The 11,246-nt window shown below is 71.5% G+C and carries 9 protein-coding genes and 1 pseudogene; 7 read left to right on the top strand and 3 right to left on the bottom strand.

What is annotated here, in order from left to right; genetic code table 11:
* The first annotated feature begins 456 nt into the window (after positions 1–456).
* Entirely contained in the window at positions 457–960 is a 504-nt protein-coding gene (locus IPT68_RS01605; protein ID WP_228040172.1) for an ATP-binding protein, read from the top strand.
* A 370-nt stretch (positions 961–1,330) separates the two neighbouring features.
* On the opposite strand, the gene IPT68_RS01600 is transcribed toward IPT68_RS01605, so the two are convergent.
* Positions 1,331–2,104 carry an MIP/aquaporin family protein gene (locus IPT68_RS01600; RefSeq protein ID WP_189697520.1) on the bottom strand — a complete coding sequence of 258 codons (774 nt, stop codon included), beginning with the start codon at positions 2,102–2,104 and terminating at the stop codon, positions 1,331–1,333.
* Positions 2,105–2,452: 348 nt separating this feature from the next.
* Here IPT68_RS01600 and IPT68_RS01595 point away from each other — a divergent pair, with 348 nt between their 5' ends.
* From IPT68_RS01595 to IPT68_RS01575, 6 genes and pseudogenes are all read left to right on the top strand, one after another.
* The gene (locus IPT68_RS01595) at positions 2,453–3,655 is read left to right on the top strand and encodes a YbfB/YjiJ family MFS transporter (RefSeq protein ID WP_189697521.1); all 1,203 of its coding nucleotides are present in this window, start codon (positions 2,453–2,455) and stop codon (positions 3,653–3,655) included.
* Between the two features lie 10 nt (positions 3,656–3,665).
* Complete coding sequence (locus tag IPT68_RS34920) at positions 3,666–3,983, top strand: OsmC family protein (protein ID WP_407699458.1); 318 nt, start codon at positions 3,666–3,668, stop codon at positions 3,981–3,983.
* 160 nt (positions 3,984–4,143) lie between these two features.
* On the top strand, positions 4,144–4,305 hold the full coding sequence (locus IPT68_RS01585) for a hypothetical protein (protein ID WP_189697522.1): 162 nt from the start codon (positions 4,144–4,146) through the stop codon (positions 4,303–4,305).
* Positions 4,306–4,530: 225 nt separating this feature from the next.
* Positions 4,531–5,481 carry a GlxA family transcriptional regulator gene (locus IPT68_RS01580; RefSeq protein ID WP_229818360.1) on the top strand — a complete coding sequence of 317 codons (951 nt, stop codon included), beginning with the start codon at positions 4,531–4,533 and terminating at the stop codon, positions 5,479–5,481.
* Positions 5,482–5,762: 281 nt separating this feature from the next.
* Positions 5,763–6,012, top strand: a pseudogene (locus IPT68_RS35180) (IS630 family transposase); the annotation flags it as partial.
* Positions 6,013–6,731: 719 nt separating this feature from the next.
* Positions 6,732–8,936 (top strand): MMPL family transporter, encoded by a 2,205-nt coding sequence (locus IPT68_RS01575; protein WP_189697524.1) that lies wholly within the window; start codon positions 6,732–6,734, stop codon positions 8,934–8,936.
* A 275-nt stretch (positions 8,937–9,211) separates the two neighbouring features.
* Here IPT68_RS01575 and IPT68_RS01570 read toward each other — a convergent pair whose 3' ends face one another.
* Together IPT68_RS01570 and IPT68_RS01565 are read right to left on the bottom strand one after the other, a co-directional pair.
* Positions 9,212–9,880 (bottom strand): response regulator, encoded by a 669-nt coding sequence (locus IPT68_RS01570; protein ID WP_189697525.1) that lies wholly within the window; start codon positions 9,878–9,880, stop codon positions 9,212–9,214.
* A gap of 51 nt (positions 9,881–9,931) precedes the next feature.
* Complete coding sequence (locus IPT68_RS01565) at positions 9,932–11,200, bottom strand: sensor histidine kinase (RefSeq protein WP_189697526.1); 1,269 nt, start codon at positions 11,198–11,200, stop codon at positions 9,932–9,934.
* Positions 11,201–11,246: the final 46 nt, after the last annotated feature.

Here is an 11,246-nt window from a genome sequence, read left to right as displayed (position 1 = left end):
GTCACTGCGACGCGGTCGTTCGTGCTCATCCTTTGCCCCGTCTGCCAGTGACATCTCGAAGCCGCGGCTAGGAATTTACTGGTATGTCCCCTAATTGCGCAATTGTTGACCAACGGGTCGTCCCGTGGACGGCCGGGATGTGGACCAGCGCGCACCGCGCCGCGCATTCCGTTGACCATGTGGCCGGGGGCATCCCGTCGGCGAGGTCGCCGGTGACCGAGACCCTGCACGCCGCCCGCCGCCGCGGGGTCGATGTGGCCGCCGCGGCGCATGCCGACGGGGTGGCCGAGCCGAAGGAGGCGGCCCTGGTTCGCCCAGGAGGGCCGCGGACTTCCCCTGGGCCACCGGCGGCCGACCCGCCGTCGCCCGCGGCTAGTTGGAATATCCAACTAGCCTGGTGGGTTCTCCTGACGAACGGTTTTCGTGAGGAGTTCTGGGCCTGAAAGGGTGAGGGCCGTGGCCGCTGGAGTCGGTGTTGTTCCGACGACGGGCGAACAACCCGAGAGCGGACGTTTCGGCGTCGAAGAGGGTGACGTGCGTCCGGGCGTACCTGGCGAGCGCGTCTCGAGCCCGGTGGGCGTCCACCGCGTGGTCGAGCTCGCCGGCTTCGGACGGGCCGCGCACGAGGCCCGGGAAGCCGTGCGGGAGACCTGCTCGGACCATCTCGGCGGGCGGCTGCCGGACGCGCTGCTCGTGGTCACCGAGCTGGTGGCGAACGCGGTCTCTCACACCGACGGTGTCGGGAACCTGGTGCTCCACAGCGACGTGAGCGGCACTGAACTGACCGTGTGCGACCGGGGCGGTTCCCCGACCTGGCCGCGGGTGGCCGACGGTGATCCGCTGGCCGAGTCCGGTCGGGGGCTGCGGTTGGTCGAGGCCCTCGCCGATTCCTGGCACACCCGCGCGGAGCCGGAGGGCAAAGCCGTCACCGCCGTCTTCCGCGCCAACGCGGTGGAATGACTTCTGCCCGGCGTCGGTGGTCCGTCTCGGCGAGCCACCGCACCGCGCGACGTCCGTCGACAAGGACTTCCCCGCTGATCTCCCGGCGCCACGCAGACGCGTTGATGGACAGCACCTGCCGGTCAACGGTGGCGAGGGGCGGCTGACCTGGGGCAGGGCGAGCCAGTTGTCCGCGCTCTGGGCGGGCATGGGGAGACCTTTCATGTCTGCCGGGCGCGCGGCCGGCGCTGGACGTGCGCGCCACTGCGGGACACCGCAGGGCGGACGCGGCGAACGCGCTGGGCGCGCTGCACGCCGAGAGCGCGGGCAGCACCGCCCACCGGCAGCGGTCGGGAGGGCGGGCGCGCCGGCGATGATCAGCACCACCGGGTCACCGCCACGGCCCTGACCTCCCGCCGCCGACGGGCAGCAGGCGCGCGAGGGCACCCACGGCAACCGCCGCAGCCATCGGACCGGCCAGGTAAGGCCACGCCGGTCCGGGAGCGCCTGCCATGAGCCAGGGGCCGAACTGCCGGGCGGGGTTCAGACTGCCCCCCGTGACGGGCGCCGCAAGAATGATCAGGACGGTGAGCGTCGCGCCGACGGCGGCCGGTGCCACCTCCTCGAGATCGGGATCGCTGACGAGTCGCAGCACGATCGCCAGCAGCACGGCCGTACCCACCGCCTCGCCGACGCCGATCACCATGGGTGGCTGGGCGAGGAGGGGGCGGAGCAGGGCATACCTGACGTGCGGGTGGGCCACCGCATCGCCGAGCAGACCCCGCCCCAGCGCGGTGCCCAGGAGCGCTCCCGCCAGTTGCGCGGACAGATACACCGGCAGCCGGGCCGCGGGCAGCCGGCCCGCCGCACACAGCATCACGGTGACCGCCGGGTTCATGTGGGCGCCGCTGACGCGGCCCAGGGGTGAGGCGACCAGCCCGCCCACGACCGCGCCGCTCACCGCGGCGTCGACCAGGAGTCGTCCGGCGTCCGAGGTGAGGTGCCCTGCCGGCCACGCCTGGGGGTGGAACAAGTGGCGGAAGAGAACCGTCATCGCCAGCAGCAGCAACAGTGTGGCGGCGCCTTCCGCCAGCCAGACACGGCCGGGGCTGGGCGGGGCGGCGGTCGCGGAGCGATCGCGGGAGGCGTGCGACGAGGAGGACACGGTAGGACTCCAGTGCTTGGGTCACCAGGGCTCGGACGAGGTACTGCTCGTCGTCGAACACCGCCGCTCCGGGTCGTCACGGCGCGGTCCCGGACAGGACGCCCTCACTTCGGGCCACCTCGCGGCCTCCCTCGCCGGGCCGGCTGCGAGGCGTGTCCCGATTCGAGGGTGTCCCGTCCCGAAGCACGGTCATGGACAGCTCCGTTCGCGGAGTTGAGTGGGGTGTCCGCTGCCACGCAGGTGCGGATCGGCGTCTCGCGGACAGCGCGGCGCCGAAGCTGGACGACCTCAGGGGAAGACACCATGGACACGTTGGGTGCGGGACCAGTCCGTCCGCGGACCGAATACTTGACAGCGCTGGGCCTGGCGGCCGGCCCGGTCGTGGCACTCGGGTTCACTCGCTTCGCCTACGCCCTGCTGCTGCCGTCGATGCGCACCGAGCTCGATTGGTCGTACGCGGCTGCCGGCGGTCTGAACACGGCCAACGCGGTGGGGTACATCATCGGTGCCGGCAGCGGCGCCTGGTGGGCCAAGCGGTTCGGCGCGGGCAGGGCCTTCGTGTGGGGCATGGTGATCAGCGCGTTGGCGCTTCTCGGCTCCGGCGCCACTGGTGACTTCGCCGCCCTGTCCGTACTCCGCTTCGTCGGTGGGCTGTCCACCGCCGTGACGTTCGTGGTCGGGTCGGCGCTGGCCTCCCGGATCCACACCGGCGGCCGGCAGCAGCGCTCCGCCGCGCTCGTCGCCGTCTACATGGCCGGGGTCGGCATCGGTGTCGTGCTGTCCGGCGTCGCCGTTCCCGCCGCGCTGAGCGCCCTGGGCGCCTCCGGCTGGCAGACGGGCTGGCTGCTGATGGGCGTCCTGGCACTGCTCGCCCTGATCCCCGCCGCACGGGCCGCCAAGGCAGTGCCCGCGGCGCCGCCGGCCGCGGCCGGGCAGGGGCGTTCCGGCCTGGGGCGCATGTCGTGGTCCTTCGTCTGGTACGTCCTGTTCGGTGCCGGCTACGTGTCGTACATGACCTTCGTCATCGCACTCCTGAAAGACCAGGGCCTGGGCACCTGGAGCACGGCTGCGTTCTTCATCGTGCTCGGTGCCGCGAGCGCGCTGGCGACGTTGCTGCTGTGGGGCCGCATCACCGGGCGACTGCCCGGCGGCGCCTCTTTGGCCTTGGTGTCCGTGGTGGTCCTGCTGGGCGTACTGCCCGTGCTGCTGGGCGACGGACTCGCCGCCGCCATGATCTCCGCGATCGTCTTCGGCTCGGCGTTCATGGCCGGTCCCACGGCCGTCACCGTCCTGGCCCGGCGCATGCTGCCTCCGCACGCCTGGGCCTCGGGCATCGCCTGGCTGACCGTCGCCTTCAGCGTCGGCCAGGCCGTCGGCCCGCTGGTCTCCGGTGTCCTGTCCGACTCCGACGGAGGCATCGCCAAGGGCCTGTGGCTGTCGGTGATCCTGCTCGCCCTGTCCGCGGTGGCCGCGCTCGCCCAGCGCGAACGTCCCGTGATCGCGGCGGTGGCGGGGTCGCCCGAGGGCGCCCGGCCTGCCGCCCGGAAGTGAAGGACGCGTCGTGCCCGCCCGTGCCGCCGTAGGGGAGAGCAGTCCTCCCGCCCAGGCCCAGGTGATCACCATCGGTCCGCACGCGCTGACCGCGGACGAACCCGCGCCCGTCGGACAGGACACCGGCCCCACCCCGGTCGACCTGCTGCCGGCGGCGCTCGGTGCCTGCACCTCCGTGACCGTGCGGATGTATGCCAAGCGCCATGGCCGGCCCCTGACCGGAGTCGAGGTCGACGTACGTCTCGACCGAACACAGGGTCGCGCGGCCACATCGTCAAGGACGTCCGCCTGTCCGGCGAACTGGGGCCTGAGCAGGTCACACGCTTGAACGCCGTCGCCGACCGCTGCCCGGTTCACCGCATGCTCAGCGATCCACCTGCCATCACCTCGCGCACGGTGTTCGCCTCCCCGGCGAGTCGCTGATCGCTGAACCGCCCATGGTGCCGCCGCTCGCCGGCGGCACCGTTCCCCGCCTCCTTGGAGCCCTGATGACCACCGAAACGTCCACCGCCGCCGGCGTCACCGTGCCCGGCAGCCGGCTGGCGCGCGCCTTCGGCAACGTCAAGGCGGACGGTCTGGAACGCCGTCTGCCTGGTTACGTGCGTCAGAGCTTCGTCGACACCGTCCTGAACTCCGACTGGCCCGAGTAACCCGCCCTGTTCGTGCCTCGGGGGCTCCTGTCCTGTCTCCACCGCCCCCGGGGCGCTCCGCACCCCACGAGGTAACCGATGTCGTCCCCTCCGCACCCGCCTGTCGGTCTGCCGCAGCCGGTCACCGACTCCGCCGACCGCGTAGCCGGAAATCGTCCGAGCGGACGCTGCACGCGGCCGGACGCAGGGCACTTGGTCGTCATCCTGTTGTACGAGGGCGTGCAAATGCTCGACGTCGCCGGCCCTGTCGACGCCTTCGCCACCGCCAACGAGCACGGGGGCCACTACGTCATCAAGACGGCCTCACTGACAGGTGACGCTGTCCACACGTGCGCGGGCGTCGTGCTGGGGGCCGACTGTGCCGCCGCCGACCTGCCCCGGGACATCGGCACCCTGATCGTGCCCGGGGGGCCCGACTGGAGACCGGCGATGCTGGACCGACGTCTGCGGCAGACTCTTACCGAACTCGCCAGAGGCGCCCGGCGCACGGCCGCCGTCTGCGCCGGGGCGTTCCCGCTGGCGGCGACCGGCCTGCTCAACGGCCGCAAAGCCGCCACCCACTGGGAACTCGCTCAGAGCCTGGCACACCGCTTCCCCAAGGTTCAGGTCGACGCCGAGTCGATCTTCGTTCGCGACGGCAGCTTCTACACGTCCGCGGGGGTGACTTCCGGCATAGACCTCGCCCTCGCGCTGATCGAGGAGGACCTCGGAGCGGACACCGCCCGCGAGGTCGCCCGGCAGTTGGTGGTCTTCCTCGCCCGACCCGGCGGCCAGTCCCAGTTCAGTGTGCGCAGTCGAGTCCGCCACCCTCGAACTCCCGCCGTGCGTGCGGTGCTGGACCGCGTGACGGAGAACCCGGCCGGCGACCACACGCTCGAGTCCCTCGCCCGGCGCGCCGGCATCAGTCCACGCCACTTCACCCGGCTGTTCCGTGCGGAGACCGGAACCTCGCCCGCCCGCTACGTCGAGCAGGTGCGTCTCGAGGCCGCCTGCACCCTGCTGGTGAGCGGAACGGATTCGCTGGAAACCGTGGCACGCCACGCCGGGTTCGGCAGTCCGGAGACGATGCGGCGTGTGTTCCAGCGGGAGATGGGTGTCACGCCCGGAGCGTACCGCGACCGGTTCAGCAGCACGGCGGCCTCGCCCCATAAGTACCGGACGGGCGACACCGTCTGATCGCGCTTCGGGCGCCGATGACTTCGCTGTGCCCTCCTCCTTCCGCCGTTGGGTACGGACGGCCATGCCGGTGCCGTCAGACCAGACCCCAGGGTGGCCGGCGTCGTCGGCCGACCGAGGCGGGGACCTTCTCGGCAGCGGCAGTGGCAGGGTCTGGGTGAGATCGTTGCGGGTGCCGCTGGTCAGCGACACCGCACGCGGGATGCCTGCCCCGGCCCATCGGTGCGGCAGTGTGCTTGATGCCGGGCTGTCGACGCCGGGACCGGGCTGATGCCTGCCTTCTGGGCAAGGCCGAGCCGACCAACGGTGGGCTGCCCGTTGCCGAGAGGCCGGCGCGGGAGCGGATCTGGTTGCAGGGTGTCGTCCGTTTCGAGGGCGTGGAGACGAACGGCGTTGTCGCCGCCGCTGTGTGGCCGAGTGAGCGGTCGGTGGTGCGGTGGCGCCGGCACCTGGCGTGAGCGCGGCACGGCCGGGGTCCTGGCGCGGGGCTCTGCGGGGCGGATCCCGCTCAGCGAAACGCAGGTCGCCAGGCCGAGTCCGGGCGCTGGTCGAGCGTGCCCCGGGCCACCCGGCCGCCGCGGACCTCGGTGAGAACAACAGAGCCCAGCGCCCGATCGCCCTTGGGTGCCTGGGACATCACCGCCCCAGTCCCGCACCTTTCGCGACGAGGGCGAAACTCGGCCCACCCGCTTCGCGGAACAAGTGCGCCCGAAGCCAGTCGGCCCTGTGGTCGGTATCGCAGCGAGACTCATTCGACACGGTGGCGCGCCGCCCAGGACGGGGCAGTCCACGCGCCGCGTTGTCCGACGCGTGCCGGCACCAGCCCCGGCGCTTGCCGCAACCGCTGCAGTCCGACCGCGGTGACAGCCCCGTTCCACGCGCGCGCTCTCCTGGCGTGCATCCGGCCACGATGAACCCGGGCGGCAGCCCGAGCGGCTGAGGCTTCGAGCAGACCTCGACGGCAGGCGCGCGAGACAACGCGTGCAGGTCCTCTCACGTCCCGAAAGCGCAGGCTGGGGCGGGCTGTTGTCCGCCCCGTCGGCACCCGTTCTGCGCCCGGGCAACAGCGGGCGGACGTGTCCCTCGGCCGTAGGGCGGAGGCCCGCCCGAGCTCGTTCGTGCGGCTGAGGCGAAAGGTCGTCGTGCGAGCCGAGGCCGGCGCGCCGGCGCGGACGAAGACTGAAAAGCGAACGTCGTTCCTTACCCCGGACGCCGACCACTTCATTCCCGACCGACCGGAGCAACCCCGCGTGGCAACTCTTCTCAGCAAATTGGGCCGGTTCGCCTTCAGACGGCGCCTGACCGTGATCTTCTCCTGGATCATCCTCCTGGTATTTGCCGGATTCGCGGCCTCGGCGGCCACGCCACCCGCCCCAAATTCCTTCTCGATGCCGGGAACCGAATCCCAGCGGGCACTCGATCTGGTGCGAGAACGCTTCCCCGAAGCGGAGGTCGACGGCGCCTCGGCCCGAATCGTGTTCAAGGCGCCGCACGGTCAGCGGATCGACAACCCGGCGAACCGGGCCGAAATCAGGCGCACTCTCGCTGAAGTGCGCGACAGCTCGTCCCAAGTCGCCGCGGTGCCCGATCCGTTCACCGCGCGGGCCGTCAGCCAGGACGGCTCCACCGCTTACGCGGCCGTCGCCTACAAGGCCGACGCGGCCGCACTCACGGACAGCACCAAGGATGCTCTGCTCGAGGCCGCCGACGCCTCACGCAAGACCGGCCTGACCGTGGAGATCGGCGGCAGCGCGGTCCAGCAGACGCAGGAGGGATCGGGCGCCGAGGTGATCGGCATAGCCATGGCCGCGATCGTCCTGCTCATCACGCTGGGGTCCCTGGTCGCCGCCGGACTGCCGCTGATCACCGCTCTGTTGGGCGTGGGCACCAGCGTGTCCACGATCGCGGCCCTCGCACACACACTGGACCTGGGGGACACGACCTCTCAACTCGCCCTGATGCTCGGCCTCGCCGTCGGCATCGACTACGCGTTGTTCATCGTCACCCGTTACCGCACCGAACTCGCCGGCGGACTCACGCGTGAGGAGGCGGCCGGCAGAGCCGTCGGAACAGCAGGCTCCGCGGTGGTCTTCGCCGGTCTGACCGTGTTCATCGCGCTGGCCGGCCTGTCGATCGTCGGCATCCCGATGCTGACGAAGATGGGGCTTGCCGCCGCGGCGACCGTCGCCCTCGCCGTCGTCGTCGCGCTGACCCTGCTGCCGGCCCTCCTCGCGGTCGCGGGAAAACGCATCCACGGCCGCAGGGCCCGCGCCAGGGGCCGCAGCCCGCAGCCGTCCCACTCCCGGAAGGGGGGTCGATGGGCCCGCTTCGTCCTCAGGCGCCCGGTCGCCGTGCTGGTGACCGGAGTTCTCGGCCTCGGCGTCCTGAGCGTCCCCGCGATGTCGCTGGAACTGGGCCTTCCCGACGAAGGGTCCCTCTCCGCCGAGACCACCCAGCGCAAGGCCTACGACCTGCTGACCGACGGGTTCGGCGCGGGGTTCAACGGCCCCTTGACGGTGGTCGTCGATGCGCGCGAGAGCGCCAGCCCACGCGACGCGGCGGCCGATGCCGCGGCGAGGGTCGCACGGCTCGACGGGGTGGCGCAGGTCAGCCCGCCCGTGTTCAACGCACCGGCCGACACCGCGACGATCACTGTGGTGCCCACCACCGGTCCCAGCAGCGAGGACACGGAAGCGCTGGTGCGTGACATCCGCGGGACCCGCACGACGGTCACCGAAACCACGGGAGCCCACACCATGGTGACGGGCCAGACCGCGCTGAAGATCGACTTCACACGCAAGATGAACGACGCACTGCTGCCCTACCTCGCTCTCGTCGTGGGACTGGCTTTCGTCCTGCTCATCCTGGTGTTCCGCTCGGTGCTGGTTCCCCTCAAGGCGGCGCTCGGCTTTCTGCTGTCCGTCGGCGCGGCTTTGGGTGCACTGGTCGCGGTCTTCCAGTGGGGGTGGCTGGCCGACCTGTTCGGCGTCGACCGCACCGGCCCGATCATGAGCACCATGCCGATTCTGATGGTGGGGATCATCTTCGGTCTCGCCATGGACTACGAGGTCTTCCTGGTCACCCGGATCCGGGAGGCGTACGTGCGCGGTCAGAGCCCTGCTGCCTCGGTCGAGGAAGGCTTCCGGCACGGTGGGCGGGTCGTCACCGCGGCGGCCGTCATCATGGTGACCGTCTTCGGCAGCTTCCTGGGCGCGGCCGAGGAGACGGTCAAGATGGTGGGCTTCGGCCTGGCGGTCGCCGTGGTGTTGGACGCTTTCGTCGTGCGCATGGCCATCGTGCCCGCCGTGCTCGCCCTGCTCGGGCGCGCCGCGTGGTGGCTGCCGGGATGGCTGGGCAAGGCCCTGCCCTCCGTCGACGTAGAGGGCGAAGGGCTGCGCCCGGAGCAGGCCCGGCATGGAGACGGACACAGGCAGCCCGAGCCGGCCGCGCGCTGACGCGATGGCACTGACCCGATGACCGAACGTGCCCCGGCGCCACGGCCGGGGCACGTTGCGTCCTGGGAATCCGGTGCAGCGAGAGCGACGGCCAGGGTGCGCGGACACCGGTGGCCGGTTCCTGCCGTCGCCGTTCCGCGGCGACGGCCTCAGCGAGCGAGTTCCTGTGGCCGGTCGACGCGCAGCGGTCCCGGCGGCCGTGGACGAGTGCGGGGCAGCCCGGGCTCACCGAGTGGTCAAGCCCTGGGAGGCTGCCGTGTTCGGGCGGGGTGGAGTCACCCGCCGACGGCCGGCCGTACCAGCCCTGTGTCATAGGCGAGGATGACCGCCTGCACGCGATCCCTGAGCTGGTACTTGTCGAGGATGTGGGCGACATGGGTCTTCACCGTCGCCTCGCTGACGTGCAGTTCGCGGGCGATCTCGGCGTTCGACAGTCCTCGCGTCAAAGCGCGCAGCACGTCGAGTTCCCGGCTCGTGAGCGCGTCCAGGCTCCGGGGCACCGGCGCGACCGTCTGATCGGCGAGACGGGCGAAGCGGTCGAGGAGTCGGCGGGTGACGCGCGGAGAGATCACCGCGTCGCCTTCGGCGACGGTGCGGATCGCCGACACCAGCGAGTCGGCGGGGCCGTCCTTGACGAGGAAGCCACTCGCACCGGCCCGCAGGGCGTCATGGACGTGCTCGTCCAGGTCGAAAGTGGTGAGGATGATGACCCGGCTGGAGGACCCCGACTCGACGATGCGCCGCGTCGCCTCCACGCCGTCCATGTGGGGCATGCGGATGTCCATCAGTACGACATCGGGCTGAAGCGTCCGGGTGTCGTCGACCCCGGCCCGTCCGTCGCCGGCCTCTCCGACCACGGTGATGTCCGGCTCCGCTTCCAGGATGAGCCGGAACCCGGTCCGGATCATCGGCTGGTCATCGACCAGCAGTACGCGGATGGCCATACTGCTCTCCTCTGTCCTACCGTCGCCCAGGGCGTCGTGCCCGGCCACGGACTACTGCCTTATGGCTGTGCCGCCGCCCACGGCTTCCTCGGCACCGGACGCCGACAGCGGAACGGTGGCGTGGACACAGAACCCGCCATTGCGCTGCTCACCCGTGTGCAGCGTGCCGCCGACAGCGGCGATGCGCTCCCGCATGCCGACCAGGCCGTGCCCGGTACCCCGTGCGGCGTGCTGCACTCGAGGCACGTCGTGTCCGGGGCGTCGGCCGTCGTCACAGACCCGCACCGACAGCCCCTCCCGCGCGCCCCAGTCGAGACTGAGCCGCGCGCTGGTGTGCCCCGCGTGCTTGAGCGTGTTCGTCAGGGCCTCCTGGACGACGCGGTAGACGACCAGTTCCGTCCCCGCCGGCAGTTCCACGGGGGACCCATGGACGGCGAACTCGACGTCCAGCCCAGCGGTGCGCACGGACTCGACCAGCCGCGGAATCTCCGCGAGAGTCGGCTGTGGGGGCTGCTTGGTGGGATCGTCGTCCTGCTCTTCGCTGCGCAGCACACCGAGCAGTCGGCGCAGTTCGCCCACGGCGGCCCGACCCGTCTGCTCGATGGTGCGATGCAGTTCGTGCGCCTTCGCCCCGTCCCGGTCCTGCACGCGGTCGGCGGCGATGGTCTGGACGACCATGAGGCTGACGTTGTGAGCGACGATGTCGTGCAGTTCACGGGCGATGCGGGCTCGTTCCTGCGCCACCGCGGCCCGGGCGTTGGCCGCCTGTTCCCGCTCCACGGCGGCCGCTCGTTCCAGCGCCTCGTGCGCCATCGCCTTGCGAGCCCTGAACAGCCGGCCGAGCGCCCAGGCCGCGACGAGGAGGAACACCGTGGTGACCGCGTTGGCCGTGCGGTAGCCGGGCTCCATGACGGCCTCGGCGACGGCGGTGGCCGGAATGAGCACCACGATCGTCACCGTCGCCGCTCGCGGCGAGGTGCGTACGGCGGTGAGGAACACGGCCAGGGCCAGGGCCAGGTAGGGAACACTGATCGTGGTGCCCTGCGGTCCCACCGGCGGCGGGAGGTAGTGCCAGGCCTGCAGCGCACCCAGGCCCACGACGACGACCGCCAGAACGGGTAGCGGCCACTTGCGGTGCACGGTGAGGGACAGCCCCACCAGCAGCACGAGCAGCACCCGCCACAGATCCAGACCATGAACGTACGTGCCGACGGACTGCGCAGGCTCGGACAGCCCGCCAGTGACCATGACCACGGCCAGCACCAGGTCGACGACGGCGCGGGGTACACGCCGCCGCGCCATCGAGTCGAGATAGGTCATACATCTCACGGTAGACGCGTACGGCACGGCCGCCCTCCGCCCCCGG

The organism is Streptomyces chromofuscus (assembly GCF_015160875.1).
Lineage (GTDB): Bacteria > Actinomycetota > Actinomycetes > Streptomycetales > Streptomycetaceae > Streptomyces > Streptomyces chromofuscus.
Note: the sequence above shows the minus strand (reverse complement) of the source record. Positions and strands in the feature narration are given on the sequence as shown.